This is a genomic window from Paenarthrobacter sp. 22069 (genome assembly GCF_052046035.1).
In the GTDB taxonomy this organism is placed as follows: Bacteria; Actinomycetota; Actinomycetes; order Actinomycetales; family Micrococcaceae; genus Arthrobacter.
In genome coordinates this window covers 106,320-132,670 of sequence record NZ_JBQEQF010000004.1, presented here as the reverse complement: position 1 = coordinate 132,670, position 26,351 = coordinate 106,320, and the positions used below count along the sequence as shown (strand labels likewise).

Sequence of the window (26,351 nt, the reverse complement as noted above, 5' to 3'; positions counted from 1 at the left end):
ACGCGTTATGCCCAGCAGAGCGGGCGGATGCTACTTGGCGTTGGCCGACACAGTTTCCTTCGGAGCGGACGCAGCGGTTGAACCCGAACCGCCGGCCGGAACAGCCGCGGCTGCGGGCTTCGGAGCCGGGGTGGCTGCTGCCACGAAGGCACCGCGCGGGTTGTCCAGGTCCACCAGCTGGGTGGTGTCGCGGCCGGCGAAGAAGCCGATGATCCAGTTCAGGATGACGCGGAACTTGCGCTCGAACGTGGGCATGGCCATGCCGTGGTAGCCACGGTGGGCCAGCCAGGCGAGTCCGCCCTTGAGGCCGATGCGGCCCAGGAGGTTGATGTTGGCAACGCCCTTCCATTCGCCGAAGCCTGCTACGGCACCAAGGTTCTTGTGCTTGTAGTCGGCCAGCGGCTTGTCCCAGCGGGAAGCCCACAGGTTCTTGGCGAGGCGCTTGGCCTGGCGCAGGGCGTGCTGGGCGTTGGGGACGCAGGTACCGTCCGGGAGGCCCTTGCCGGTGAGGTCCGGAACAGCGGCGATGTCGCCGGCGGCCCAGGCGTTCTCCACGATGCCTTCGTCGCCTGCGATGCGCAGGTCCGGCAGGACGCGGACGCGGCCACGGGGTTCGAGCGGGAAGTCGGTGGAGCGGACCATCGGGTTGGCCTGCACGCCTGCCGTCCAGACGAGGGTGTCCGCCTCGAACTCCTGGGCGGGGGTCTTGTCCGGGAGGTTGATGAGCTTCAGGGTGCCTTCGGCGCTGTCCAGCGAGGTGTTCAGCAGGACCTCAATGCCGCGGCTGCGCAGGTGCTCAACCACCCAGTCAGCCTGCTTGGCGGTGACCTCCGGCATGATGCGGCCCATGGCCTCAACCAGGACGAAGCGGACTTCCTCCTGCTTGATCCGGGGGTTGTTCCTGACCGCGGCGCGGGCGAGGTCTTCCATTTCGGTGATGCATTCGATCCCGGCGAAGCCGCCGCCGACCACCACGAAGGTGAGGGCCTTGGCCCGGGCTGCGGGGTCGGTCATGGTGGAGGCAACCTCGATGCGCTCCAGCAGCTTGTTGCGCAGCGCAACAGCTTCCTCGATAGTCTTTAGGCCGATTCCCTTGTCCGCCAGGCCCTTGATGGGGAACGTGCGGGTAATGGCGCCGGCTGCGAGCACGACGTCAAAGTAGGGAATTTCAAAGTTTTCGCCGCCATCAGCGGGAGCCACCACAGCCGTGCGGTTTTCGTGGTCGATCGAGGTGACGCGGCCCTGGATCAGCTCCGTCTGCTTGAGGTGCTGACGGTGGGACACCACCGCGTGGCGGGCTTCAATGTTGCCGCCGGCGACCTCGGGGAGGAAGGGCTGGTAGGTCATGTAGGGCAGCGGATCGACGACGGTGACGATGCCACCGGCGTTTGCGATCTTCTTCTGCAGTTTCAGTGCTACGTACAGGCCGACGTACCCGCCGCCGACGACGAGTACCCTGGGACGGTCCTGGAGCTGTGGGGTGGTTGCCATAGTCTAAGGATAGCGCAGTTTGTGAAAATCTTCACTAACTTGGGCGATGGTCCGTAACCTGCGGATTTTGGCGCGTTTGCACCCGGTCCACCACCCCAGTATCGGCTTCTTCCCTGGCAAGCGATGGGTTGCGGGCAGCCCTCCGGATCTGGATGGCGGCAGCCGCGATAATGGCCACGAACAGGGCTCCAAAACCAATCACGACGGCGGCGCCAATGGCACTGTCACGCTGGGACGGAGCCTTGGCTGCGGGCACGGTGGCTTCGGGCAGCGTAGGTGCCGCGCTGGGCGCCGATGTGGCGGTGGGCAGCGGGGTGGCGGGAGCCGCGTTGCCCCGACGATGCACCCGGATCCATTCCGCGATGGTGCCCAGCGGGTTTGCCGATACTTCCGGGACGTCCGCCTTGAGCGCGGCCTCAGCGTTGAGGATGCCATAGCCGTAAAGGGGGTCCTTGCCCGGGGCGCCGGCGTCCTTTGCCGTGGAGACAATCCTGTTGATCACCTGTTCGGCGCTCATGTCGGGCCACCTGGAACGGATGAGGGCGGCGACGCCGGCAACGATCGGCGTGGAGCCGGACGTGCCGGCCCACTCCGCGTAGCCGCCTCCGGGCAGCCCGCCCAGGAGGTTTTCGGCCGGTGCGGCCACGCCGATGCTGATGCCCTGGGAGGAAGCATCAACGCTGGCAAGGTTCTTCCGGTCCAGGCCCGCCACCGTGAGGACACCGGGGATCGTGGCGGGGGCACCTACCTGGGTATTGCCGCCCACGCGGTTGCCGGCGGCCGCAACGATGACCACGTCCTTTTGCTCGGCGTACAGGAAGGCGGCGTCCCAGCTTTGCGGCCACTGGGGAGTGGTGCTGCCAAGCGAAATGTTGATGACTTTCGCGCCGTTGTCCACTGCCCAGCGGACTGCTTCCGGAATCTGGTCCTGGTCGCTCTTGCCTGAGGGGTTCGGTGAGCCCAGCCAGGTGGAAACGGAGATGAGCTGCGCTTCCGGCGCCACACCCACGATGCCGTCCGGCGCCGTGCCCGCCGGCCCTGGGCTGGGGCTGGGGCTCGGGCTGGCCGGCTGGTGTCCGCGGCCTGCGAGCATGGTGGCCACCAGGGTGCCGTGTTCGGGTTTGGAGCCCACGCTCTTCTGGCCGTCCGGCTGGCCTGAGCCGGATGCGTCGTATCCACCGGCAACTGCACCCTTGAGATCGGGATGCTTGGCATCGATGCCGCTGTCGATGACTGCGACCTTCACGCCCGCGCCCTTTGACACTTCCCAGGCCTTGGTGATGCCGGAGTCGGCCAGCCAGTATTCTTTGTCGCGCCATTCGTCAGCCCGGGCGACCGGCGCGGCGAAGAGGCCGGCACAAACGCAGCATGCAGCCAGGAGGACGGACATGATGGCCGCCACAGCGCGGGGCATTTGCGGGGTGGATGCTGGAGTGGGGTGCATGAACCTAACCGATACTCAGTGCGATGCCGTCGAGGATGTCGTGCTCGCTTGCGGTTGCCCTTGTGATCTTCCCGTCGCTGAGCTCCCCCATGCGTTCCAGGATCCGCCGCCACACCAGTCCCCCGGCGCCGATAACGTCCACGCGGCCGGGGTGCATGTACGGCAGGGCTGCACGGTTGTCCCGGGTCATCTCCAGCAGGTCGGTGGATGCGGCGCGGATGTCCTCGAGGGGCAGCACGGTGCCGTGGATGGCATCCGCTGAGTAGGCGGGCAGGCGGAGCGCATGCGCGGTGATGGTGGTGACGGACCCTGCAACACCGACGACGGCGGTGGCACGTTCCAGCGGCACATCCAGCCGCGCGCGGTCCATCGCGTCGTCCACGTCGGCTTCCGCCGCAGCAACCTGTTCGGCGGTGGGAGGATCGTTCCGAAGGTGCCGCTCGGTCAGGCGGACACAACCGATGTCCACGGACTTGGCTGCGGTGACACCCGCTGCGGTGCCGAGGACGAACTCGGTGCTTCCGCCGCCGAGGTCCACCACGAGTACCTGCTGGCCATCGAGGATGGGCAGGACGCTGCTGGCCCCGGCAAAGGACAATGCTGCTTCCTCATCGCCGGAGATGACCTCAGGTTCCACTCCGAGCAAATTCCGGACGCCGTCCACGAAGACATCCCGGTTGCGGGCGTCCCTGCTGGCGGACGTGGCCACGAACCGAATGCGTTCAGCACCGTGCTCCTTGATCAGGCGGGCGTAGTCGGCGGTGGCGGCAAGGGTGCGCTCCAGCGCCTCCGGTGCCAGCTCGCCCGTGGCGTCCACGCCCTGGCCCAGCCGGACCACGCGCATTTCCCGGACGACATCGGTTAGTGCCGTGCTGCCGTTGCTACCGTCGATGTCCGCGATCAGGAGCCGGATGGAGTTGGTGCCGCAGTCGATGGCCGCCACGCGGGTCATTCCGGGGCCTCCGTTGTGGCGGCGGACTTCCGTACCGGGGCCGGCCGGCCGACGATGTCCGGCAGGCCCTGCGGCCCGTGCCTGCTGAGGTCCCGGGAAGGGGCCTCCCCGGTGGTGTCCCAGGCACCGCCGCAGTAGCACTTGTCCGCGGTCCACCATTCACTGATCATCGCAATGGCCTGGTCACCGAGGGGGTTCACGCCGCTGCCGGCGGCCAGGGAGTGGCCCACCAGGACGTGCAGGCATTTGACGCGGGTGGGCATTCCCCCGGCCGAGACACCGTCGATTTCCGGTACCGCACCGATCCCGGAACGGTGCCCGATGGCATCGCGGGCGGCAAGGTACTGCTCGTGGGCAGCGCGGTAGGCGGTGGCCAGTGCGGGGTCGCCGGCCAGTTGTTCGTTCATGCTGTTCATGACTCCCGCCGCTTCCAGCCTGGAAACCGCGGACGTGATCACCGGGTGGGTCAGGTAGAAGGTGGTGGGAAACGGAGTGCCGTTGCTGAGGCGGGGGGCGGTGGCGGCGACGAGCGGGTTTCCGCAGACGCAGCGCGCCGGAATCTCCACGACGTCGCGGACGGGACGTCCCAGCTGCCTGCTCAGTACTTCAAGGTCGTGTGCTGTTGGTTGGCGGGACTCATCCCGGGCGGCTGCCGTGTTGTGTTCCACTGTCGCGGGCCGTCCTTCCTGTGCGGTTCAGTCTGTGGCCGCGCGCCTGATGGACTCCCACAGGGAATCCACCCACGGCAGATCGGCGGGGTCTTGTGCTGCTGCGGCGGGGCTACTGTTCTGTCCGGCCGGCTCGTCACTGCCGAAAACCCAGTAGCCGGTTTCGCCCGGCATAACCATGTTAATGCGGTCACGGGCCTGCTGCTTGACGTAGTTGGGGTCCTGCCAGCGCGAAACCTGCTGCCGGAGGGCGTCTCCCTCGGCCTGGCGTGCGGCGATATCGGCGTTCAGCGCGTCGATTTCAGCCTTCTTGTCGAAAAAGATCTTTACGGTGGGCGCGAGCATGATGGTGATCGCGACCATCACCACGGCCAGCGCCAGCATGCGGCCGGAGAACGCTTTGGCCGGGACGGGATGGTGTTCGTCTTCGGGGCTGTGGGCATCTTTGCCGTCCACGGGACTGCTGCCCTTGCGCCATGCGGATGGCCTGGGCGTCTTGGCCTCCCCCGCTTTTCCGGCGCGCTGGCCTGCCGTTCCATCACCGTGGTTGTCCTTTGCAGGTGCGGGGACTGCCGCGGACCTGCCCTTGGCCGGCCGGAAATCCGCCCGGATGACCTCCGCGCCGCCGGAGGATCCGTCGTCGGCCGTTTCCTTGGCTGGACGGGTGGGGGCGACCTTGGGAACTTTGGGGCGGCGGGTAGCCATGACACTCCTGAAACGCAGCCTGCCGGGGCCGCCACGATCTGTGCTGGACGAACAAAGCTGACGAACACTGCTGCTGCAAACAACAGCGGTGGCTATGGTCTTTCAACCATAGCCACCGCGGCAGGGTTTAGGCGGTTACTAGCCCTTGAAACGCGGGAACGCGCTGCGTCCTGCGTAGCGTGCGGCGTCGTCGAGTTCCTCTTCGATGCGCAGCAGCTGGTTGTACTTGGCTACGCGCTCCGAGCGGGCCGGGGCACCCGTCTTGATCTGGCCGGCGTTGGTTGCCACCGCGATGTCGGCGATGGTGGTGTCCTCGGTTTCACCGGAGCGGTGCGAGGTGATGGTGGTGTAGCCGGCGCGCTGGGCCAGGCTGACGGCGTCCAGGGTCTCGGTCAGTGAACCGATCTGGTTGACCTTGACCAGCAGGGAGTTGGCGGTCCTGGTGTCGATGCCGCGCTGCAGGATGGAGGGGTTGGTGACGAAGAGGTCGTCGCCCACCAGCTGGACCTTGTCACCGATGGCGTCGGTGAGGGTCTTCCAGCCGTCCCAGTCGTTCTCGTCCAGCGGGTCCTCGATGGAGACCAGCGGGTAGTCTGCAACGAGTTCGCCGTAGTAGGCGCTCATGTCGCTGGCGGAGAGGGACTTGCCTTCGAACTGGTAGGCGCCGTCCTTGTAGAACTCGGAGGAGGCGACGTCCAGGGCCAGGGCAATGTCCTTGCCCGGGGTGTAGCCGGCGTTCTTGATGGCCTCCGTGATGAGGTCCAGGGCTGCGCGGTTGGACGGCAGGTTGGGGGCGAAGCCGCCTTCGTCGCCGAGGCCGGTGGACAGGCCCTTCTGCTGCAGAACCGACTTGAGGTTGTGGTAGACCTCAACGCCCCAGCGCAGGCCCTCGGAGAAGGTCTCGGCGCCGATGGGGGCGATCATGAATTCCTGGATGTCGACGTCGGAGTCGGCGTGCGATCCACCGTTGAGGATGTTCATCAGCGGCACGGGCAGGACGTGGGCGTTCGGTCCGCCGAGGTACTTGTAGAGGGGCAGGTCGGCCGAGGCTGCGGCAGCGTTGGCTACGGCCAGGGAGACGCCCAGGATGGCGTTGGCGCCCAGCTTGCCCTTGTTGGGGGTGCCGTCCAGGTCCAGCATGGCCTGGTCGATGCTGCGCTGGTCGGTGGCGTCGAAGCCGGTCAGTGCGGGAGCGATCTGGTCGATGACGGCGTCGACGGCCTTCTGCACGCCCTTGCCCAGGTAGCGGCCCTTGTCGCCGTCACGCAGTTCGACGGCCTCGTGCTCACCGGTGGAGGCGCCGGAGGGGACCGCGGCGCGGCCGATCTGGCCGTCCGACAGCAGGACTTCAACTTCAACAGTGGGGTTGCCGCGGGAATCGAGGATCTCGCGGGCGTGGATGGCATCGATAAGCGCCATGAATTTGCTCCTTATGGGCGATTAACGGGGGGAATCAGGCAGAAAACTCGACGTACTCGTCAGGGACCAGCCTAGTCGAGAGTGCTGCGGGTTACTCAAACGGGGTCAATGCCTGGACGTCATGATGGCGCGTGGCCGCTTTGGTCCCTCTGGTCACGCTGGTAGCGGTCGACAGCGGCACGCAGGGCCCGCTCTGCGTCCATGCCGTTGTCCCGGGCAGACCGGACGACGGCGAGCAGCAGGCTTCCGAGTTCCTCCTCGCTTTCAGGCACGGGAATGCCCGGGGGAAGTCCAAGACCCGCACGTGCGGCACGGTCCAGCGATTTCTGGGCCCTGGCCAGTGCCGGGAGTGACTGCGGGATACCTTCGAATGGGTCCTGCCGTTCGGGCTTTTCGGCCCGCTTGACGGCATCCCACTTCTGCTCGATCTCCGCCACGGTGGCCGGGAAGCTGTCCTGCAGGGAGCCGTCAGGCCGGAAGACATGGGGATTCCGCCGGACCATTTTGGCACCCAGGCCGCGCGCTACGTCGTCGAACGTGAAGGCGCCGCGTTCCTCAGCCAGGCGGGCGTGGAGCACCACCTGGAGCAGCACGTCACCGAGCTCGCCCTGCAGTTCAGCGTCCGGGTGGCCTTCCTCGATGGTCTCGGCCACTTCGTAGGCCTCCTCCAGGAGGTATTCCACCAGTGACCCATGCGTCAGGGCACCCATCCAGGGGCAGTGCATGCGCAGCTGGGCAATCCGGTCCAGCAGTTCTTCCGTTGCAGAACTGCCGGGCCGGGAATCCGGATCAGCCAAGGTTGGCGTAGGCGTCGTTGATGTATTCCACCAGCGCTTCCTTTTCCTCCAGCGGCAGGAAGGACGCCTCGGCAGCGTTGAGGGTCAGCTCCAGCAGGTCGTCGAGGTCATAGTCGAAGGTTTCCACCAGGAGGTTGAACTCGTCCGTAAGGGTAACGCCGCTCATCAGGCGGTTGTCCGTGTTGATGGTGACGTTGAAGCCCAGCTGGTAGAGCATGTCCAGGGGGTGGCTTTCGATGCCTTCGCCGAATTCGGCAATGGCGCCGGTCTGGAGGTTGGAGGACGGGCAGATCTCCAGGGCGATGCCGCGGTCGCGGACCCAGCTGGAGAGGTCGCCGAGGGTGACAAGGCCCACGGTGTCCCCTGCTTCCTCGTCGTCGTCGAATTCCACCATGATGTCTTCCGCGATGCGGACGCCGTGGCCCAGGCGGAGGGCGCGTCCGTCCACCAGGGCGGACTGGATGCTCTCGAGTCCGGCGGCCTCGCCCGCGTGCACGGTGGCCGGGAAGTTCTGCTGTGCGAGGTAGGTGAAGGCGTCCCTGAAGCGGCTGGGCAGGAAGCCGTCCTCGGCACCCGCGATGTCGAAGCCCACTGCGCCCTTGTTGCGGTGGCGGACGGCCAGTTCGGCGATCTCCTGGCCGCGGTCCGCGTGCCGCATGGCCGTGATCAGCTGCCCCACCTGGATCTCGCGCCCTGACTCGGATACGGCTTCGACGCCGGCTTCCAGGCCCTCCTGCACGGCTTCGACGGCTTCATCGAGGCTGAGGCCCTTCTGCAGGTGCTGCTCGGGCGCCCAGCGAACCTCGCCGTACACCACTCCGTCATCGGCAAGGTCTTCGACGAATTCCTTCGCCACCCGGAACAGGCCGTCGTAGGTCTGCATGACGGCGACGGTGTGGTCGAAGGTCTCCAGGTAGCGGACCAGCGATCCCGAGTCGGCTGATTCGCGGAACCACTGGCCCAGGGCGACGGGGTCGGTGGACGGGAGGGTGTGGCCCACAGCTTCGGCCAGTTCGATGATGGTGGCCGGACGGAGTCCTCCGTCCAGGTGGTCGTGAAGGGAGACCTTGGGCAGGCTCTTCAGGTCAAAATCGATGGCAGGGGCAGCGTCAACAATGGGCTCAGTCACGTTCCCACCTTAGGGTGGGGCGCAGTTCAATGCCAGCCGTTCACAGCGGGCCGCTACTTGGCGGCTGGACCGGCCTTTGCCGACGGCACCACGAGGGCCTGCGTGACGGTCCTGCCATCTTTTGCTGAAGCGGTGGTTTCGTCGCTCCGTTCGTCCGTTTCCGGTGCGTCGTGGCGGCCCAGCCGTTTATGCCACCAGCGCAGCAGATGGTCGATGACCACGCCGAGGACGATGGCGAACACCACGGCGATGCCGGCGCTCAGCAGGGGGTTGTGGTGAAGCCACGGGAACGAGCTGGCCAGCAGGCCAATGCCAAGGGAGTAACCCACCCATGTCACGCAGGCGAAGGCGTCGAAGACGAAGAACCTGCGGTGCGAGAATCCGGTGCTGCCCGCCACATAGTTGACGGCCACCCGGCCCCAGGGAATGTAGCGGGCGGTGAAGATCAGTACCGCGCCGCGTTTTTCAAGTTCATAGCGGGCCCAGGCGAAGACTTTCCGGACCTTGGGCCGGCGCATCCATCCCCACCGCTCCAGGCCGATCTTGCGGCCGAGCATGTAGGCCATGTTGTCACCGGCAATGGCACCCACCAGGGCCGTGATACCGAGGATCCACAGGTTGGGTTCGCCGCTGTGCCGCGCGAAGGCTGCGAGCGCCACTATGAGGGTCTCGCTGGGGACCACCATGGCGAAGCCGTCCACGAAGAAGAACACCAGCAGGATGGGGTAGATCCACCATTGGCCCGCTGCATGGAGCACGGCCTCATTAGTAAACTCCACGCGGTGTTGCTCCTGTATAAAAAATGACACAGCCAAAGTGCCGCAGCCAAAGCGGAAATCGTTCCTAAGTGTCCCATGAGGGAGGCGCAGTACGCTACGCCTCCCAGCCGGGAATTACTCCTTGAACGTGCCGGTCACGCCTCCGGTTCCCGGATCCGTTCCACCACGTTGGGTTTGCCGCGGACTTTGTTGATGACCAGGTCCACAACGATGCCAAGCGCGACGGCGCAGACGATGGCTATAGCCGCGCCGAGGAGGTGGTTGTCCTCGAACCACTGGCCGAAGAAGAGTCCGATGGCCACAGAGTAGCCGGCCCACAGGGTGGCCGACAGGATGGTCAGGCCGACGAACCGCAGATGGGGATAGTGCGTGACACCGGCCGTGAGGTTCACCGCCACCCTGCCGATGGGCACGAAGCGGGCCACAAGGATCAATGACGCCGGGCGCCTCCGCAACTCGCGGCCTGCCCAGCGGAACGCGCTTTGCATCCGCGGTCCGCGCATCCAGGCCCAGCGGCGGGTACCGACCCGCCTGCCCAGGAGATAGGCGATGTTGTCGCCCGAAAAGGCGCCCGCTGCCGCCACCAGGGCCAGGAGCAGCGGGTTGGGAACGCCTGCCGTGGCGGCAACAGCTGCCAGGCCCACCACGACGGACTCGCTGGGGATGGGTGGGAAGAAACCGTCAATGACGCAGCACGCCAGTACCAGGACCAGCACCCACGGCTGTCCGGCCGCGGCGAGGATGAAGTCATTGATGGCCTGCATAGGTCCCTACGCGATGCGGTCGATGATGAGCTGCTGGGCAGGCCGGGAGCCTTCCGGGGCGATGACGACGGCGTGTTCCAGGGCTTCCCGGGCACGGGCGAACCGCTCGGGGGTATCGGTGAGCAGCGTCATCAGCGGCTCCCCCGCCCGGACGGTGGCGCCGGGCTTGGCATGCATGCGCACCCCGGCCCCTGCCTGGACTGCATCCTCCTTGCGGGCCCGGCCGGCACCCAGCCGCCACGCAGCCACGCCGACGGACAGGGCGTCCAGTTCCACCAGTACGCCGTCCGCCGGGGCGTAGACAACATCGGATTCCCTGGCAACGGGGAGGGCGGCGTGGGGGTCGCCGCCCTGGGCAGCGATCATCCGGTTCCAGACGTCCATCGCGCGGCCGTCCTTGAGCGCGGCGGCGGGCTCGGCGTCGTGCACGCCTGCGCAGGCGAGCATCTCCTCGGCCAGCCGGACAGTCAACTCCACCACGTCATCCGGGCCGCCACCGGCCAGGACCTCCAGGGATTCCTCCACTTCGATGGCATTGCCTGCGGTGAGGCCCAAGGGAGTGTTCATGTTGGTCAGCAGCGCCACCGTGTTGACCCCGGCGTCCTTGCCGAGCGCCACCATGGTTTCGGCGAGTTCGCGGGCCCTGATTTCGTCCTTCATGAACGCCCCGGAGCCCACCTTGACGTCCAGGACCAGCGAGCCGGTGCCCTCGGCGATCTTCTTGCTCATGATGGACGACGCGATCAGCGGTATCGCTTCCACGGTGCCCGTGACATCGCGCAGCGCGTAGAGCTTCTTGTCCGCTGGGGCCAGGCCGGCGCCGGCGGCACAGATCACCGCCCCCACGTCCTGGAGCTGGGCCAGGATTTCATCGTTGCTGAGGTTCGCCCGCCAGCCTGGAATGGATTCCAGCTTGTCCAGGGTCCCGCCGGTGTGGCCCAGCCCCCGGCCGGACAACTGTGGGACGGCGACGCCGAACACCGCCACCAGCGGGGCCAGCGGCAGGGTGATCTTGTCGCCCACGCCTCCCGTGGAGTGTTTGTCTGTGGTGTACTTCAGGCCGCCGTCGGGACGCCGGAGGCTGGAGAAATCCATCCGCTCGCCGGAGGCGATCATGGCTGCGGTCCAGCGGGCTATTTCGGCGCGGTCCATGCCGTTGAGCAGGATGGCCATGTTCAGGGCTGCCATCTGCTCATCAGCAATGGCTCCGCGGGTATAGGCGTCGATGGTCCAGTCGATTTGCTCGGGGCTCAGCGTCCCCTTGTCCCGCTTGGTGCGGATGATGTCGACGGCGTCGAATGCTTCGGCTTTGCTCTCGGTCACCGGGTCTCCTCCAGGTGTTCGGGACCAAAGGCGTCGGGAAGCACCTGGTCCATGGTTTTGATGCCGCCAGTGGTCATGAGCTGCATGTCCGGGGCGCGGAATTCGTAGAGCAGCTGCCGGCACCGGCCACAGGGCATCAGGATGTTGCCGGCCCCGTCTACGCAGTAGAAGGCCCGGAGCAGCCCGCCCCCGGTCATCTGCAGGTTTCCCACCAGAGTGCACTCAGCGCAGAGTGTCAGCCCGTAGCTGGCGTTCTCCACGTTGCAGCCGGTGACGATGCGGCCGTCCCCGGTGAGCGCGGCGGCGCCCACCGGAAACTTCGAATACGGGGCGTAGGCGTTCTTCATGGCTGCGACGGCGGCGATCTCCAGCGCGCCCCAGTCCACGCTCTGTCCCTGAGCGGCAGTTGCCCTGTCCATGGCCGTCAACCCTTGACGTAGGGGATGCCGTCGGCCGCTGGCGGCCTGGACCGCCCCACCAGGCCGGCAACCGCGATGACGGTCAAGGCATACGGCAGCATCGCCATGAACTGGCTGGGAACGGGCGAGCCGATGATCGTGATGATGCTCTGCAGATTGTCCGCGAACCCGAAAAGCAACGCGGCGAGGAAGGCCCCGATGGGATTCCAGCGGCCGAAGATCATGGCAGCAAGCGCGATGTAGCCGCGGCCGCCGGACATGTCCTTGGTAAAGGCGTCCACGGATACCAGGGTGAAGAAGGAACCACCGATGCCGGCGATCGCGCCGCCCATGAGGACGTTGATAAAGCGGGTCCTGTTGACGTTGATGCCCACCGTGTCGGCGGCCTGCGGATGTTCACCTACGGCCCGCACCCGCAGGCCCCATTTGGTGTGGAACAACCCTACGTACACGACGATGACGGCCACGTACATGAGGTAGCCGACCAGGGACTGGCGGAACAGGATGGGGCCGATGACCGGGATGTCGGCCAGGAACGGGATATCCACTGCCTGCAGCCTGCCCGGCTTGTTGAGGTGTTCCGGGTCCGCGGTGAGCAGCGTGGAGAACAGGAAGCTGGTGAGGCCGCTGATCAAGACATTGAGGACCACCCCGACGATGATCTGGTTGACAAGGTATTTGATGCTCACCACGGCGAGGACCAGAGACACCAGCGCGCCGGCGACGACCGCTGAGATGAGGCCCACATAGACGTTGCCGGTCACGGTGGCGACGACGGCGGCGGAGAAGGCACCGAGCAGGAGCTGGCCTTCAATGGCGATGTTGACGACGCCTGCCCGTTCGCACAGCACACCTGACAACGAGCCGAACACCAGGGGTACAGCCAGCGTCACGGCGCCGGCCAGGAGGCCGCCGAGCGAAATGGATGGTTCAGGGTCACGGCCGCCCGCGACGATCCAGATCATGAACCCGACGAGGAAGACCACAGCGAAGAGACCGCCAAGCCATCCGGGAATCCGCCGCCGCTGCACGGTCAGGAAGCAGGCGTATGCGGCCAGGGCGAGCAGCAGTAGTGAGCAGATCCAGCCCAGCGCCATCGAAGGCACTGTAATCTTCTCCACCCTGGCGACGCCCAAGGCGGCCAGGCCCAGGACGACGACGGCAGCGATAGTGGTGGCGGGAATCCAGCGGTCCACTCCCCCGCCCTCGCGCCGCTGGCTGATCCAGCGGTAGCCGACGTAAGCGGCGGCTGCCAACGCCACGGCCAGGGTGATCCACGCTGCGGTGGAGGAGGCGTTCGGATCGCGGGCCTCGGCAATCCGGAAGCCCGCGGACTTTGTGTTGGCCAGGAACCCGAACAGCACGGTGCCCAGGATGGCGAGCAGGCCCAGGCCGATGCCGGCCTTCCAGCTCACCAGTTCTGTCATGCCTGCCGGGCCTCGCGCACCCTTGGCTCCGGACGTGTTCCCGCTTCCCTTCCCGGTGCCGGGCTGCTTGCTGGCGGGAGATTGTGTCGTGGCGCTCATGCTGCCGCTCCGCTCTTGACGCCGCCGGTGCGTGAACCGGCGGTCCCACTCTTTGTGGTTTTCTTCTTACGGGGGTTGAGTCCGAATATCGCACGGACCAGCGGCGGTGCTGCGATGAACAGCACGATCAGGGACTGGATGACGAGCACGATGTCGATCGGTGTCTGCGTCTGGGCCTGCATGGCGACGCCACCTGCCCGGAAGGCGCCGAACAGCAGGCCGGCGAAGAAGGTTCCCCACGGCGTCGAGCGTCCCAGCAGTGCGACCGTAATGGCATCAAAACCGATCGAGGCGGCGACCCCGCCGGAAAGGTACTTTTCCGTGCCGGACACCTGGGCCACGCCGGCCAGGCCTGCCAGCGCACCGGCGATCGCCATTACCAGGATGGTGCTGCGGGCGACGTTGATGCCGGCGGTGCGGGCCGCGCTGGGGTTCGCACCCACGGCGCGGAACTCAAAGCCAACCGTGGAGCGGTTCAGCAGCCACCAGACAAAGGCAGTGGCCGCTATGGCGACCAGGAAGCCGGCGTGCAGGCGGAATTGCGGTCCGAGCAGTTCAGGGAACAACGCGGTGGAGTCAAGGAACGGTGAGATCGGGTTGGTGGAACCCTTGCGCTGGAAAGCCGGGGTGGTGAGCAGGAACAGCAGCAGGAAGCTGGCGATGTAGTTGAGCATGATGGTCACGATCACCTCGTGCGCACCGGTCCGTGCCTTCAGCAGGCCCACGATCCCGCCCCAGACCGCGCCACCGACCAGGCCGGCAAGGATGACGACCAGCAGGTGCAGGCCGAAGGGCAGGTGCCAGGCGAAGCCGACGTAAGCGCCCAGGAGCGCGCCGAAGATGATCTGCCCTTGGGCGCCGATGTTGAACAGGCCGGCGCGGAACGCCAGCGCGACCCCGAGCCCGGCGCAGATCAGCGGGGTGGCCACGGTGAGGGTCTCGGTGATCGGGTATAGCTGGGCGGCCAGGTCGGCGCCGGCCCAGTTGAAGATGGACCCTTGCACCAGGGCAGCGTATGGACGAATGACCTCGGTCAGCAGGTCCCCGGGCTGGGCGAAGAAGTAGCCGGCCGTGACGGCAACCTTGGGGTTGGTCACTGCCATCAGGATGCCGCCGAGCACGATGGCCAGCAGCACGGAGAGGAATGAGACCATGGCGTTGCCGGTAAAGATCCGGTGCAGCACGGACCCGCCGCCCTCCCCGTCATGGTCCCCGCCGCGCCGCTGCGTGGCTGCCGGAACGGCGGACGGCGGCATCTGGCCGCCCGCGGTGTCCAGAACGACGTCGGAGGCCACAGCCTCCGGGGTGGTACCTCCGGGCTCCTGGATTTCCACGGGTTCCCCGGCGTCGTCCCGGCTTGCGGCCTGCGGTTCCGGGGTTGTCTTCTCAGACATGGGGTTCTCCTTCAAGGCCGGCAGGCTCCGAAACCGCCGCCGTGGTCGTGCCGCTGTGGGCGTGGGCGGAGTCGCTGGCTTCGGCTTCCGCGGCCGGGACACCGGCCATCATGAGTCCCAACACGTCGCGTGACGTTGTGGCCGGTACGATTCCCACCAGGCGTCCGCGGTAGAGCACCGCGATGCGGTCGGCCAGCTGCAGTACTTCATCCAGTTCCGTGGACACGATCATGACCGGCGTCCCGTGGTCACGTTCGGCGATGACGCGCTTGTGCACGAATTCAATCGATCCGACATCAAGTCCGCGCGTAGGCTGCGAAGCGATAAACAGGCGCAGCGGACGCGAGAGCTCGCGGGCCAGGACGACCTTCTGCTGGTTGCCGCCGGAGAGGGTGCCCACCGCGGCGGAGACGGATGGCGTGCGGACGTCGAATTCTTCAACCTTCCTGGTGGCGTTCTCCGCGATCACACCCGGCTTCATTCCCACGCCGCGTGCGAAGGGGGCCTTGTCGTAGAGGTCCAGGATCATGTTCTCCGAGATGCTGAACGTGCCTACCAGGCCGTCAATGGTGCGGTCCTCGGGGACGAAGCCAACGCCGGCACCGAGGACATGCTTGACGCTCTTGCCCAGCAGTTCCTCGCCGTCAAGCGTGATGGACCCGGTCACGTGCGGCTGCACGCCCAGGATCGCCTCGGTCAGTTCCGTCTGGCCGTTGCCCTGCACGCCGGCGATGGCGAGCACTTCGCCCTTGGCGATGTCGAACGAAAGGTCATCGACCACGTGCTGGCCATTGTGGTCCGTCACCGTCAGGTGATTGACCTTGAAGGTCACGTCACCGGTCCTGGCCGGCGCCTTGTCGAGCGTCAGGCTCACGGTGCGGCCCACCATGGCGGAGGCCAGCTCCGTGGGAGAGGCCGTGGGGTCTGCCTGGCCGACCACCTTGCCCCGGCGGATCACCGTGATGGTGTCCGAGATGGCTTTGACTTCACGGAGTTTATGGGAAATGAACACGATCGACTTACCATCGCGCTTCAACTGCCGGATGATGTCCAATAGTTCATCGGTCTCCTGCGGCGTCAACACGGCGGTGGGTTCATCAAGGATGAGGACCTCGGCATCACGAACCAGCGCCTTAATGATCTCGACGCGCTGCTGCACACCGACGGGCAGGTCTTCCACCATGGCGTCGGGGTCGACGTCGAACCCGTACTGGTCAGAGATGCTGCGGATCTTCTCGCGTGTGGCTTCCAGGTTGAGCAGTCCGGCGGCTTTGGTGGTCTCATTGCCCAACGCAACATTCTCGGCCACGGTAAAGACCGGGATGAGCATGAAGTGCTGGTGCACCATCCCAATGCCGGCTGCCATGGCCTCGCCGGGGTCCTTGAAAACGACGGGCTTGCCATCGACCAGGATTTCACCCTCGGTCGGATCGTACAGGCCGTAGAGCACGTTCATCAGGGTGGATTTCCCTGCGCCGTTCTCTCCCAGGAGGCAGTGCACCTGCCCCGGTTCGACCACCAAGTCGATGTGGTCGTTGGCTACCAGGGACCCGAATCGCTTCGTGATCCCTTTCAGTTCGAGTTTCAAAACCCCAACCAATCTGTGTGTGTATGGATCTGCTTCGACGCGCTGTGGGCGGCAAGGCAGCGGGTAGTCCCAGCCTAGTGTCACGGGTGGTTCCTGGGCAGGGCAGGGAACGGGCAAAAAGTGGCCGCCGGCATGGGTGCTGACGGCGGCACTTCGCAAGCGAAACAGAACGCGCCGCCCTCCGGCCGTGGTAACGGCTGAAGGGCAGCGCCAGCGGGTTCTGTGTTTACTTGGTGGGGCTCGACTTCGACTCGACCTTGACGGTGCCGGAGATGATGTCCTTCTTGAGCTGGTCCAGGTCGCTCTTCAGATCTGCCGGCACGGCGGAATCAAGATCGTGGAAGGGAGCCAGGGCCACACCGCCGTTTGCAAGGGTTCCGATGTACGGCGATGCGTCGAACTTGCCGTCCTTGTCGTCCTTGATGACCGTCTCCACAGCAGTGGACATCGTCTTCTGGACGGAGGAGAGGATCACGGACTTGTAGTCCGGGGCAGTCAGGTAGCCATCCGAGTCAACCCAGATGAGCTTCGCGTCCTTGCCCTTGGACTTGGCGTCAAGGATCGCGCTGCCTGCGCCGCCGCCGACGGGTCCGGCCACGGGGAGGACGATGTCTGCGCCCTGGTCAAGGAAGCCCTGGGTCAGGACCTTGCCCTTGTCCACCTGCTTGAAGTCGCCGACGAAGGTGCCGTCCTGCTTGTCCTTGTCCCAGCCGATGAGCTGGACGCTCTTGCCCTTCTTTTCGTTGTAGTACTTCACGCCGTCGGCGAAGCCGTCCATGAAGATGGTGACGGTGGGGATGTTGATGCCGCCGAACGTGGCGACTTTGCCGGTTTTGGAGGTGCCTGCAGCAAGATAGCCGGCGAGGAACGCCGCCTGGGCCGTGTCATAGACGATGGGCTTGACGTTCTTCGGGAATGTGGGGTCGTTGTAGTCGATGATGGCGAAGTGGCTGTTCGGGTTGGCCGTGGCGATCGACTTCGTAGCGTCGCCGAGCAGGAAACCGACGGTCACGGTGAGCTTGCAACCCTGCTGGACCATGGACCGGAGGTTGGGGTCGTAGTCGGTGTCAGCCTTGGACTGGACGTGCTTCTCCTGGATGCCGAGGTCCTTGACGGCGCTCTGGAGGCCCTCGAAACCGGACTGGTTGAAGGACTTGTCGTCGAATCCACCGGAGTCGGACACCATGCATGCGGTGTAGTCGGACGCGGTGGCTGAACCTGAGGGGCCGGACGAGGACGGAGCGGCCCCGCAACCGCTGAGCAGCAAGGCGGACGCACCGAGGGTGGCCACACCGGCCATTGAACCGCGCTTGAAGCCGGCACGCAGTGATTTCTTCAATTTTCCTCCAGGGATGATGCGGGTGGCACTACGGGCTTGGAATTCAATGAGTGTCCGTTTCGGCGCTGAAATTCTGTTTTCACTGAAGGCACGCAGCACTGCGCCGGAGCGCACTGATGGCACTTACTTTAGTGGCCTGCGCCACGTCCCCATAGCACGGCTGGATCCCATCCGGGAGATTGTTTACAAGTTGTTACCAAGCAGTAGGGGCACCGCGCAATGCGGTGCCCCTGCTGCTGGTTCCTGGCGCAGCGGCTTACAGGCGCACCAGCATCTTGCCGGTGTTGGCGCCGTCGAGGAGGTCCATGAAGGCCTGGGGAGCGTTCTCCAGCCCGTCAACGATCGTCTCGTCATAACGGATGGTCCCGTCCGCCAGCCAGCCGGCCATCTTCTCCGCGAACTCAGCTGCGTGCTGCCGCTGCCCGCCCACCAGGAAGCCGCGCAAGGTCAGCTGCTTCCCGATGGCCTGCATGAGGTTGTGGGGGGCGGGGGTGGGTTCCGTGGAGTTGTACTGGGCGATGGCGCCGCACATCGCCACCCGGCCGCCGACGTTCAGGACCGCCAGGGCGGCTTCGAGGTGTTCGCCGCCCACGTTGTCGAAGTAGACGTCGATGCCGGCAGGTCCCGCTGCCTTCTCCAACTGCTCGAGGACGGGGCCGTCGTGGTAGTCGAAGGCGGCGTCGAAGCCGAGTTCCAGGAGCCGTGCTACCTTGGCCGGCGACCCGGCCGAACCGATGACACGGGAGGCCCCCATGGCCTTGGCGATCTGGCCCACCAGGGAGCCAACGGCGCCGGCGGCGCCGGAAACGAACACTGCGTCCCCGGGCTTGAATTCAGCCACCTTCAACAGGCCTGAATAGGCGGTGAGTCCGGTCATGCCCAGCGCGCCGAGGAAAGCGGAAGCAGGTGCCAGGTCGGTGCGGGCAGGCGTGGCGGCTGCGCCGTCAACCACGGCGTACTCCCGCCAGCCGAGGGAATGCACGACGACGTCGCCCTCCTGGTGTGCCGACGAACGGGACGCGATCACCTCGCCCACGGCGCCGCCGTCGAGTGCCTTGCCAACGGCGAAGGGGGCGGAGTAGGATTTGACGTCGTTCATGCGGCCCCGCATGTAGGGGTCCACGGACATGAAGAGGTTGCGGACCAGGATCTGGCCGTCCCCAAGCCCGGGCAACGGGGACTCGGCGAGTTCGAAGTTGGCACTGGAGGGACGCCCCAGGGGGCGCGAGGCGAGGCGGATTTCACGGGTGGTGGTTGCAAGGGCGGTGCTCATGCTGCGTACTCCAGGATCTTGAGGTCGACGGCGATGTTGCCGCGCGTGGCATTCGAATAGGGGCAGACTTCGTGTGCTTTGGCAACGAGGTCTTCAGCCGTGGCCAGGTCCAGTGCCGGCAGGGCGATTTCCAGTTCGGCGGCCAGGCCGAAGCCGGCGCCGCCGTCCAGCTGTCCAAGGTGGATCCTCGCTGCCACTGCCGAATCCGTAAGGTCGGCGCCTGCCTTGCGGCCAACCAGGCGGAGGGCTGAATGGAAACAGGCGGCGTATCCTGCGGCAAAGAGCTGTTCGGGGTTGGTGCCCTGGCCGCTGCCGCCGAGTTCGACCGGGCTGGCGAGGGCCACAGCGAGCTTGCCGTCGTTGCTGCGGGCAGCGCCGTCACGGCCTTCGCCCGAGGCCAGGGCCTCTGCGGTGTAGAGAGTCTTCACGAAAGAATCCGTCCTGTTGGTGGGATGGTGCAGTATTCGGGTTCACAATGATTCGTGCAGTGCGGCCGTGAGCTTGCCGAGCGTGGTCCGCAGTTGTTCAAGTTCTTCCAGGGAGAGTCCGGCGGCATCGGCCAGCCGCTGCGGAATGGCACTGGCCGGGCCGCTGAGGTTCCGTCCGGCGGGTGTCAGGTGGATCGCAACGCGACGTTCGTCCTCACCGGACCGCCGCCGTTCCACCAGCCCCAGTGTTTCCAGCCGCTTGAGCAGCGGCGACAGGGTGCCGGAGTCGAGGCCAAGTTCGCCGCCAAGTTCCTTCACGCCCCTGGGTTCGCTTTCCCACAGGACCAGCATCACCAGGTACTGCGGATAGGTAAGTCCCAGTTCATCCAGGACCGGCCGGTAGACGGCGGTGGCGGCGCGGGACGCCGAATACAGCGCAAAACATACTTGGCGGTCCAGGCGGGGTGCTTCGGTCATGACATAACAATAACGCACAACTAAGTTGTGCACAACTTACCGTAGCTAAGGCTGCTCCGGTTCCCCGCCGCCATCGTACTTCTCCTGCTGCCCTGGAACTGCAGTGCCTGGTATCCCCGCCGGAGAGCGGGGAATACCAGGCCGGTTTCTCAGGAAACCGCAGTCTGCTCCAGGTCACGGATGGTCCGCAGTGCCGCTGCCGTCAGCACCCGGATGCCAAGGCCGAGGGAGCGCTCGTCCAGGATGTAGTCGCCGCGGTGCAGGTCGTAATCCTCACCGCCCGGCGTCTTGGTGCCCAGGCGCATCATAGCCCCGGGGAGCTCGGCGAGGAACCATGCGAAGTCCTCGCCGCCCATCGACTGCGGGGTCAGGACCACGGCACTTTCACCGATTTCCGCGCGCGCCGCCGCTTCGATGATTGCAGTCTCGTGCTCGGAGTTAACCACCGGGGGCACACCCCTGGTGTGCTCCAGGTGGACGTCCACACCGTACGGCGCGGCCACCTGGTGGACCACTTCGTCAAGAAGCTCGCCGGCGGCATGCCAGGCATCCCGGTCCAGGCAGCGCATGGTTCCCGCCATGTAGCCGCTGCCGGGAATGGCGTTCGGTGCCGAGCCCGCCGTGATCTGGCCCCAGACCACGGACACGCCACTGCGGACGTCCACGCGGCGGGACAGGACGGCCGGCACGTTTACCGCAATCTGCGCCAACGCGAACACCAGGTCCTCGGTGAGGTGCGGGCGGGACGTGTGGCCACCGCGGCCCGAGAGTTCGATCCGGATGGTGTCCGAGGCCGAGGTGATGGCACCGATGCGCGTTCCCACCTTGCCCACTTCGATGCGCGGATCGCAGTGCAGCGCCAAAATGCGGGGCACGCCGTCGAGGACGCCCTGCTCAATGCAGGAATGCGCACCGCCGGGCATGGTTTCCTCAGCGGGCTGGAAGATGATGCGGACGGTGGCACCCAGGGGTGACTCCTGGTGCATCCGGTGCAGGACCAGGGCGATGCCCAACATGGTGGTGGTGTGCACGTCATGGCCGCAGGCGTGGGTAACGCCATGGTTTTTGGACGCGAACTCCAGCCCGGTTTCCTCAATGATGGGCAGGGCGTCGATGTCGCCGCGGAGCGCCGTGGCGATGGGGCCCTCCCCGACATCCACCGTGAGCCCGGTACCTTCCAGGCGGCGGGGGCTCAGTCCGGCGGCCTCCAGCCGCTCGGCGAGCTTGTCGGTGGTGCGGAACTCCTTGAAGGACAGCTCCGGGTGCGCATGCAGGTCGCGCCGGAATTCGATCAGTTCCGGCAGGAGCGGTTCGAGCCACGGAGCCACCAAAGCAGTGGGCTCGGTTTCAGTCGTGTAATTGCGCACTGCTTCACTCTAGCGAGGGAGTTGGGTTAAGCGCCCATTCACTGACGCCGCATTACAAACGGGTCCTGCCGGCATGCGCTGCGCCGGCAGGACCCGTTTGTAATGCGGTTGGTCAGAGGACGTCCGTGTCGCCGCTGGCCTTGAGCGCGTCCACGGCCGCCTTCACGCGCTGCGAATTTGCCATGGTCGTCACCAGCAGGGCGTCCGGGGTATCAACAATGACCACATCCTGGATGCCGATCAGGGCGATCACCCGTTTGGTGTCCGTAACCACGACGCCGCTTGAGTTCTCGGTGAATACCCGGGCGCCTTCGCCGAGGACGGTAACGTCATCCACTTCCTTGGCACTGTTCAGTCGGCCCACCGAGGCGAAGTCGCCGACATCGTCCCAGCGGAAGGTCCCGGGAACGACGGCGACGTCCCCGGCTTCGGCGGCGGGCTCGGCCACTGCGTAGTCGATGGCGATTTTCGGCAGGGTAGGCCAGATCCGGGCGGTGACCTCGTCACGCTGGGGAGTGTCCCAGGCCCGCGCGATCTCCTGCAGGCCCTGGAACAGCTCGGGCTGGTTTGCCTCAAGGTGCTTGAGCATCAGGGACACGGGCGCCACGAACATGCCGGCGTTCCAGACATAGTCACCGCTGTCCACATACTGCTGGGCCACCACTTCATCGGGCTTTTCGACGAATTCCACGACGTCGTGGGCACTGGGCGCACCCTCAATGTTCAGGGCCTTGCCGGAACGGATGTATCCGAAGCCGGTTGACGGGTGGGTGGGTTTGATGCCGATCGTCACGATCTTGCCGGCCGCCGCCGTGTGGATGGCTTCGCGGACGGCCTCCTGGAACAGCTGGTCAGGGCTGATCACCTGGTCGGCGGCGAAGGAACCCATGATGGTGTCGGGATCACGCTCGTGCAGGATTGCGGCGGCGAGGCCGATGGCAGCGCCGGAATCCTTGGGCTCCGACTCAAGGACCAGGTCGGCGTCATGGACCTCGGGAAGCTGGCGGCACACGGCATCGCGGTGGGCCCGGCCGGTGACCACCAGCATCCGGTTGCCCGCGAGCGGGTGCAGCCGGTCATAGGTGGCGCGCAGCAAGGTGCTGCCCGATCCGGTGAGATCGTGAAGGAACTTGGGAGCTGCTGCGCGTGACAGGGGCCAGAGGCGGGTCCCCACTCCGCCTGCCGGAATCACCGCTATAAAGCGGTCAAGGGGTGAAGCCGGGCTTGTCACTTTGTCTGTACTCATCAGGGCCTACTTTAGCCGACGGGCCGCAACCGTCGCCCTTGGCGGCACGAAGGGGGACGATTCCCTCCACTCCCACGCCCAAAAGGCCGCAATGATGTGGCGTTCGTCTCATTTCCCCGGAAAATCCGCTCCAGTACTGGGCGCCAACAATCACTGAAATTGAATAAGCTGGTAGCGAAGCCTAGATTTAGGCCTGAGCTACGAGTGCTCTCGCAGCAGGCGTTCCCCCCGCATGGATCTCATGCCAGCGCCGCTGTGTTGCAGGGAGGTTTATCAGTGCCGACAAAACCAGCTGGCACCTTGTACCGCGGCCGTGAAGGCATGTGGTCCTGGGTAGGACATCGAATTACCGGTGTAGTGATCTTTTTCTTCTTGTTGGTCCACGTCCTGGACACCTCCTTGGTGCGTGTGTCACCGGAGGCCTACACCGCCGTGATCGGCGCCTACAAGAACCCCCTGATGGCGCTGGGCGAGACCGGCCTTGTTGCCGCCATCGTCTTCCACGCCTTCAACGGCCTGCGGATTATTGCCGTCGACTTCTGGAAGAAGGGCGCCAAGTACCAGCGGCAGATGCTGTGGGCAGTCCTGGCCCTGTGGGTCGTGACCATGGTCGCCTTCTCCATCCGCCACCTCTCCCTCGCCCTCGGAGGTCACTAAGCCATGACTGCAACGATCGAGAGCCCCCGCAGCGGGCGGATCGCTCCCCAGTACCGCCGCAGCAGCGGCTCCAGGGGCAACTTCGAGATGATCGCCTGGCTGTTCATGCGTCTGTCCGGCGTGGTGCTGGTGGTCCTCATCTTCGGCCACCTGTTTGTGAACCTGATGGTGGGCGAAGGCATCCACGCCATCGACTTCGGCTTCGTGGCCGGCAAGTGGGCAGACCCGTTCTGGCAGGTCTGGGACCTGGCCATGCTGTGGCTGGCCATGCTGCACGGCACCAACGGTGTGCGCACCATCATCAACGACTACGCGGAGAAGACCTCCACCCGCCGCTGGCTGAAGACCGTTCTCTACGCGGCCGCCGTCGTCATCATCCTCCTGGGCACCCTGGTCATCTTCACCTTCAACCCGTGCCCTGTAGTGAACGGCGTTGCCCTTCCGGGCGGATTCTGCCCTGCCTAGCACTGGCACTACCCCGGGCCCGCGGGCTTTTCCGCGGGCCCTGTTTTGCGGAGCAGGCAAAGCCGCCCCGTTGTTTCATAGCGAATTTTGAGAGAAAGAGCGTCTGGTATGCAGGTCCATAAGTACGACGTCGTCATCGTCGGTGCCGGTGGCGCTGGCATGCGCGCCGCGATCGAATCCGGTCAGCGCGCGCGCACAGCAGTACTGACCAAGCTCTACCCCACCCGCTCGCACACCGGTGCGGCGCAGGGTGGCATGTGCGCAGCCCTTGCCAATGTCGAGGAAGACAACTGGGAATGGCACACGTTCGACACCGTCAAGGGCGGCGACTACCTGGTTGACCAGGACGCGGCCGAGGTCATGGCCAAGGAAGCCATCGACGCCGTGCTGGACCTGGAAAAGATGGGCCTGCCCTTCAACCGCACGCCGGAAGGCCGCATCGACCAGCGCCGGTTCGGCGGCCACACCCGCGACCACGGCAAGGCACCTGTCCGCCGCGCGTGCTACGCCGCGGACCGCACCGGCCACATGATCCTGCAGACCCTGTACCAAAACTGCGTCAAGCACAACGTTGAGTTCTACAACGAGTACTACGTCCTGGACCTTCTGACGGTCGAGGAGGACGCTGTCCGCGAAGACGGCACGCCCTACAAGCAGAAGCGCGTAGCCGGCGTGGTCTCCTACGACCTCGCGTCCGGCGAACTGCACGTGTTCCAGGCCAAGTCCGTGGTGTTCGCCTCCGGCGGCGCCGGCAAGGTCTTCAAGACCACCTCCAACGCCCACACCCTGACAGGTGACGGCATGGGCATCGCCTTCCGCCGCGGCATCCCCCTGGAGGACATGGAGTTCTTCCAGTTCCACCCCACCGGACTCGCCGGCCTGGGCATCCTGCTCTCCGAGGCCGCCCGCGGTGAAGGTGCCATCCTGCGCAACTCCGAGGGTGAGCGCTTCATGGAGCGCTACGCGCCCACCATCAAGGACCTCGCGCCGCGTGACATCGTGGCCCGTTCCATGGCCAACGAGGTGCGCGAAGGCCGCGGCTGCGGCCCGAACAAGGACTACGTCCTCCTGGACCTGACGCACCTGGAGCCGGCGCACATCGATGCCAAGCTTCCGGACATCACGGAGTTCGCCCGCACGTACCTGGGTGTTGAGCCGTACACCGAGCCGGTGCCCGTGTTCCCCACCGCCCACTACGCCATGGGCGGCATCCCGACGAACATCGAGACCGAGGTCCTGCAGGACAACGACACCGTGGTTCCGGGACTCTTCGCCGCCGGTGAAGTTGCGTGCGTTTCCGTTCACGGCTCCAACCGCCTGGGCACCAACTCGCTGCTGGACATCAACGTGTTCGGCAAGCGCGCCGGCATTGCCGCCGCGGAATACGCAAAGACCGCACCGTACGTAGAGCTGCCGGAAAACCCGCTGGCTTACACCACGGAACTGCTTGACATTGCCCGCAACGGCACCGGCGAGGAGAAGGTGGCCCAGATCCGCAAGGAACTGCAGGACACCATGGACGCCAACATGCAGGTGTTCCGCACGGCGGATACCCTGAACCAGGTGCTGCGGGATATCGCATCCTTCGAGGAGCGGTACAAGCGCATTAACGTCCAGGACAAGGGCAAGCGCTTCAACCTGGACCTGCTCGAGGCCGTTGAGCTCGGCTTCCTGCTGGAACTGGCCAAGGTCATGACCGTGGCCGCCCTGCACCGCGAGGAATCCCGCGGCGGACACTTCCGCGAGGACTTCCCTGAGCGTGACGACGAGAAATTCATGAAGCACTCCATGGCGTACAAGGATGACCATGCGCCGGCTGACGGATCGGCGGAATCAATCGCTGGCATCCGGCTGGCCACCAAGCCGGTTGTCTTTACCCGCTACGAGCCGATGGTGAGGAAGTACTAAGATGTCCGCTGAAATCGCTGAGCCAGCCTCAAAGGTTGAACTGCCTGCCGGCGTCGGCGGGGGCGGGGAAATCCCCACCTTCGATGTGCACCTTCGGGTCCGCCGGTACAACCCGGAAGTTTCCGCGGAAGCTACCTGGGACGACTTCCACCTGACCATGTACGGCACGGACCGTGTCCTGGACGCCCTGCACAAGGTCAAGTGGGAGACGGACGGAACCCTTTCCTTCCGCCGCTCCTGTGCCCACGGCGTCTGCGGTTCGGACGCCATGCGCATCAACGGCCGCAACCGCCTTGCCTGCAAGACGCTGCTGAAGGACCTGGACACGTCCAAGCCCATCACCGTCGAGCCCATCAAGGGCCTGCCGGTGGAGAAGGACCTCATCGTGGACATGGAACCTTTCTTCCAGTCGTACCGCGAGGTCATGCCCTTCCTCATCAACAAGGGCCACGAGCCCACCCGGGAACGCCTGCAGTCCGCCGAGGACCGTGAGCGCTTTGACGACACCACCAAGTGCATCCTGTGCGCTGCGTGCACGTCCTCCTGCCCCGTGTTCTGGACCGACGGGCAGTACTTTGGACCGGCCGCGATCGTCAACGCCCACCGCTTCATCTTCGATTCCCGTGATGACGCCGGCGACATGCGCCTGGAGATCCTCAACGACAAGGAAGGCGTGTGGCGCTGCCGCACCACCTTCAACTGCTCCGAGGCATGCCCCCGCGGCATCCAGGTCACCCAGGCCATCGCGGAGGTCAAGCAGGCCATCCTGGCCCGCAAGATCTAGGCAGTTTCA

Annotated in this window: 25 protein-coding genes; 4 read left to right on the top strand and 21 right to left on the bottom strand. The window is 65.6% G+C overall.

From position 1 onward, the window contains the following. Nucleotides 1-30 precede the first annotated feature (30 nt). From ACTJK0_RS04590 to ACTJK0_RS04490, 21 genes are all read right to left on the bottom strand, one after another. Nucleotides 31-1,491: an NAD(P)/FAD-dependent oxidoreductase gene (locus ACTJK0_RS04590; protein ID WP_440744411.1), complete on the bottom strand. Its 1,461-nt coding sequence runs from the start codon at nt 1,489-1,491 to the stop codon at nt 31-33. A gap of 34 nt (nt 1,492-1,525) precedes the next feature. Beyond that, entirely contained in the window at nt 1,526-2,935 is a 1,410-nt protein-coding gene (locus tag ACTJK0_RS04585; protein WP_440744410.1) for a S8 family serine peptidase, read from the bottom strand. A gap of 4 nt (nt 2,936-2,939) precedes the next feature. Beyond that, complete coding sequence (locus ACTJK0_RS04580; protein WP_440744409.1) at nt 2,940-3,887, bottom strand: Ppx/GppA phosphatase family protein; 948 nt, start codon at nt 3,885-3,887, stop codon at nt 2,940-2,942. Then, on the bottom strand, nt 3,884-4,555 hold the full coding sequence (locus ACTJK0_RS04575; RefSeq protein ID WP_440744408.1) for a DUF501 domain-containing protein: 672 nt from the start codon (nt 4,553-4,555) through the stop codon (nt 3,884-3,886). Before ACTJK0_RS04575 ends, ACTJK0_RS04580 begins: the two co-directional genes overlap by 4 nt. 27 nt (nt 4,556-4,582) lie before the next feature. Next, nucleotides 4,583-5,260 carry an FtsB family cell division protein gene (locus tag ACTJK0_RS04570; RefSeq protein ID WP_440744407.1) on the bottom strand — a complete coding sequence of 226 codons (678 nt, stop codon included), beginning with the start codon at nt 5,258-5,260 and terminating at the stop codon, nt 4,583-4,585. A 138-nt stretch (nt 5,261-5,398) separates the two neighbouring features. Beyond that, nucleotides 5,399-6,679, bottom strand: coding sequence for a phosphopyruvate hydratase (gene eno, locus ACTJK0_RS04565; RefSeq protein ID WP_110542781.1), 1,281 nt, complete (start codon nt 6,677-6,679; stop codon nt 5,399-5,401). A 119-nt stretch (nt 6,680-6,798) separates the two neighbouring features. After that, the gene (locus ACTJK0_RS04560) at nt 6,799-7,389 is read right to left on the bottom strand and encodes a MazG nucleotide pyrophosphohydrolase domain-containing protein (protein ID WP_110542923.1); all 591 of its coding nucleotides are present in this window, start codon (nt 7,387-7,389) and stop codon (nt 6,799-6,801) included. Nucleotides 7,390-7,468: 79 nt separating this feature from the next. Further along, a complete protein-coding gene (locus tag ACTJK0_RS04555; RefSeq protein WP_440744406.1) occupies nt 7,469-8,605 on the bottom strand; it encodes an adenosine deaminase in 1,137 nt (378 codons plus the stop codon). Nucleotides 8,606-8,658: 53 nt separating this feature from the next. Next, nucleotides 8,659-9,384: a DedA family protein gene (locus ACTJK0_RS04550; protein ID WP_440744405.1), complete on the bottom strand. Its 726-nt coding sequence runs from the start codon at nt 9,382-9,384 to the stop codon at nt 8,659-8,661. Nucleotides 9,385-9,518: 134 nt separating this feature from the next. Continuing rightward, the gene (locus ACTJK0_RS04545; RefSeq protein ID WP_440744404.1) at nt 9,519-10,148 is read right to left on the bottom strand and encodes a DedA family protein; all 630 of its coding nucleotides are present in this window, start codon (nt 10,146-10,148) and stop codon (nt 9,519-9,521) included. Between the two features lie 6 nt (nt 10,149-10,154). Further along, nucleotides 10,155-11,471 carry a thymidine phosphorylase gene (locus ACTJK0_RS04540; RefSeq protein ID WP_110542777.1) on the bottom strand — a complete coding sequence of 439 codons (1,317 nt, stop codon included), beginning with the start codon at nt 11,469-11,471 and terminating at the stop codon, nt 10,155-10,157. Beyond that, on the bottom strand, nt 11,468-11,890 hold the full coding sequence (locus ACTJK0_RS04535; protein WP_110542776.1) for a cytidine deaminase: 423 nt from the start codon (nt 11,888-11,890) through the stop codon (nt 11,468-11,470). Before ACTJK0_RS04535 ends, ACTJK0_RS04540 begins: the two co-directional genes overlap by 4 nt. A 5-nt stretch (nt 11,891-11,895) precedes the next feature. After that, the gene (locus ACTJK0_RS04530; protein ID WP_440744403.1) at nt 11,896-13,416 is read right to left on the bottom strand and encodes an ABC transporter permease; all 1,521 of its coding nucleotides are present in this window, start codon (nt 13,414-13,416) and stop codon (nt 11,896-11,898) included. Then, on the bottom strand, nt 13,413-14,810 hold the full coding sequence (locus ACTJK0_RS04525; protein WP_110542774.1) for an ABC transporter permease: 1,398 nt from the start codon (nt 14,808-14,810) through the stop codon (nt 13,413-13,415). Before ACTJK0_RS04525 ends, ACTJK0_RS04530 begins: the two co-directional genes overlap by 4 nt. After that, the gene (locus ACTJK0_RS04520) at nt 14,803-16,398 is read right to left on the bottom strand and encodes an ABC transporter ATP-binding protein (protein WP_440744402.1); all 1,596 of its coding nucleotides are present in this window, start codon (nt 16,396-16,398) and stop codon (nt 14,803-14,805) included. Before ACTJK0_RS04520 ends, ACTJK0_RS04525 begins: the two co-directional genes overlap by 8 nt. Nucleotides 16,399-16,624: 226 nt before the next feature. After that, nucleotides 16,625-17,737, bottom strand: a complete 1,113-nt coding sequence (locus ACTJK0_RS04515) for a BMP family lipoprotein (RefSeq protein ID WP_440744401.1) — start codon at nt 17,735-17,737, stop codon at nt 16,625-16,627. Nucleotides 17,738-17,993: 256 nt separating this feature from the next. Next, the gene (locus ACTJK0_RS04510) at nt 17,994-19,010 is read right to left on the bottom strand and encodes an NADP-dependent oxidoreductase (protein ID WP_440744400.1); all 1,017 of its coding nucleotides are present in this window, start codon (nt 19,008-19,010) and stop codon (nt 17,994-17,996) included. Further along, the gene (locus tag ACTJK0_RS04505; RefSeq protein WP_440744399.1) at nt 19,007-19,438 is read right to left on the bottom strand and encodes an organic hydroperoxide resistance protein; all 432 of its coding nucleotides are present in this window, start codon (nt 19,436-19,438) and stop codon (nt 19,007-19,009) included. The genes ACTJK0_RS04510 and ACTJK0_RS04505 overlap by 4 nt, the downstream gene beginning before the upstream one ends. A 42-nt stretch (nt 19,439-19,480) precedes the next feature. Then, a complete protein-coding gene (locus ACTJK0_RS04500) occupies nt 19,481-19,915 on the bottom strand; it encodes a MarR family winged helix-turn-helix transcriptional regulator (RefSeq protein WP_043450533.1) in 435 nt (144 codons plus the stop codon). Between the two features lie 149 nt (nt 19,916-20,064). Continuing rightward, a complete protein-coding gene (locus ACTJK0_RS04495; protein ID WP_110542769.1) occupies nt 20,065-21,282 on the bottom strand; it encodes an amidohydrolase in 1,218 nt (405 codons plus the stop codon). Nucleotides 21,283-21,394: 112 nt separating this feature from the next. Next, nucleotides 21,395-22,528 (bottom strand): mannose-1-phosphate guanylyltransferase, encoded by a 1,134-nt coding sequence (locus ACTJK0_RS04490; protein WP_110542768.1) that lies wholly within the window; start codon nt 22,526-22,528, stop codon nt 21,395-21,397. 276 nt (nt 22,529-22,804) lie between these two features. Between ACTJK0_RS04490 and sdhC the strand changes: the two genes are divergently transcribed. From sdhC to ACTJK0_RS04470, 4 genes are all read left to right on the top strand, one after another. Continuing rightward, nucleotides 22,805-23,185 carry a succinate dehydrogenase, cytochrome b556 subunit gene (gene sdhC, locus ACTJK0_RS04485; protein ID WP_081620212.1) on the top strand — a complete coding sequence of 127 codons (381 nt, stop codon included), beginning with the start codon at nt 22,805-22,807 and terminating at the stop codon, nt 23,183-23,185. A 3-nt stretch (nt 23,186-23,188) separates the two neighbouring features. After that, complete coding sequence (locus tag ACTJK0_RS04480; RefSeq protein WP_110542767.1) at nt 23,189-23,650, top strand: succinate dehydrogenase hydrophobic membrane anchor subunit; 462 nt, start codon at nt 23,189-23,191, stop codon at nt 23,648-23,650. 108 nt (nt 23,651-23,758) lie between these two features. After that, nucleotides 23,759-25,558, top strand: a complete 1,800-nt coding sequence (gene sdhA, locus ACTJK0_RS04475; RefSeq protein WP_110542766.1) for a succinate dehydrogenase flavoprotein subunit — start codon at nt 23,759-23,761, stop codon at nt 25,556-25,558. A gap of 1 nt (nt 25,559) precedes the next feature. Next, nucleotides 25,560-26,342 carry a succinate dehydrogenase iron-sulfur subunit gene (locus ACTJK0_RS04470; RefSeq protein WP_043450540.1) on the top strand — a complete coding sequence of 261 codons (783 nt, stop codon included), beginning with the start codon at nt 25,560-25,562 and terminating at the stop codon, nt 26,340-26,342. Nucleotides 26,343-26,351 lie beyond the last annotated feature (9 nt).

Excerpts from the sequence above, each read along its gene's own strand:
- ACTJK0_RS04590 (WP_440744411.1), bottom strand. The coding sequence starts at position 1,491 with ATGGCAACCACCCCACAGCTCCAGGACCGTCCCAGGGTACTCGTCGTC.
- ACTJK0_RS04585 (WP_440744410.1), bottom strand. The coding sequence starts at position 2,935 with ATGCACCCCACTCCAGCATCCACCCCGCAAATGCCCCGCGCTGTGGCG.
- ACTJK0_RS04580 (WP_440744409.1), bottom strand. The coding sequence starts at position 3,887 with ATGACCCGCGTGGCGGCCATCGACTGCGGCACCAACTCCATCCGGCTC.
- ACTJK0_RS04570 (WP_440744407.1), bottom strand. The coding sequence starts at position 5,260 with ATGGCTACCCGCCGCCCCAAAGTTCCCAAGGTCGCCCCCACCCGTCCA.
- eno (WP_110542781.1), bottom strand. The coding sequence starts at position 6,679 with ATGGCGCTTATCGATGCCATCCACGCCCGCGAGATCCTCGATTCCCGC.
- ACTJK0_RS04560 (WP_110542923.1), bottom strand. The coding sequence starts at position 7,389 with ATGGGTGCCCTGACGCATGGGTCACTGGTGGAATACCTCCTGGAGGAG.
- ACTJK0_RS04545 (WP_440744404.1), bottom strand. The coding sequence starts at position 10,148 with ATGCAGGCCATCAATGACTTCATCCTCGCCGCGGCCGGACAGCCGTGG.
- ACTJK0_RS04535 (WP_110542776.1), bottom strand. The coding sequence starts at position 11,890 with ATGGACAGGGCAACTGCCGCTCAGGGACAGAGCGTGGACTGGGGCGCG.
- ACTJK0_RS04530 (WP_440744403.1), bottom strand. The coding sequence starts at position 13,416 with ATGAGCGCCACGACACAATCTCCCGCCAGCAAGCAGCCCGGCACCGGG.
- ACTJK0_RS04525 (WP_110542774.1), bottom strand. The coding sequence starts at position 14,810 with ATGTCTGAGAAGACAACCCCGGAACCGCAGGCCGCAAGCCGGGACGAC.
- ACTJK0_RS04510 (WP_440744400.1), bottom strand. The coding sequence starts at position 19,010 with ATGAGCACCGCCCTTGCAACCACCACCCGTGAAATCCGCCTCGCCTCG.
- ACTJK0_RS04500 (WP_043450533.1), bottom strand. The coding sequence starts at position 19,915 with ATGACCGAAGCACCCCGCCTGGACCGCCAAGTATGTTTTGCGCTGTAT.
- ACTJK0_RS04490 (WP_110542768.1), bottom strand. The coding sequence starts at position 22,528 with ATGAGTACAGACAAAGTGACAAGCCCGGCTTCACCCCTTGACCGCTTT.
- ACTJK0_RS04480 (WP_110542767.1), top strand. The coding sequence starts at position 23,189 with ATGACTGCAACGATCGAGAGCCCCCGCAGCGGGCGGATCGCTCCCCAG.
- sdhA (WP_110542766.1), top strand. The coding sequence starts at position 23,759 with ATGCAGGTCCATAAGTACGACGTCGTCATCGTCGGTGCCGGTGGCGCT.
- ACTJK0_RS04470 (WP_043450540.1), top strand. The coding sequence starts at position 25,560 with ATGTCCGCTGAAATCGCTGAGCCAGCCTCAAAGGTTGAACTGCCTGCC.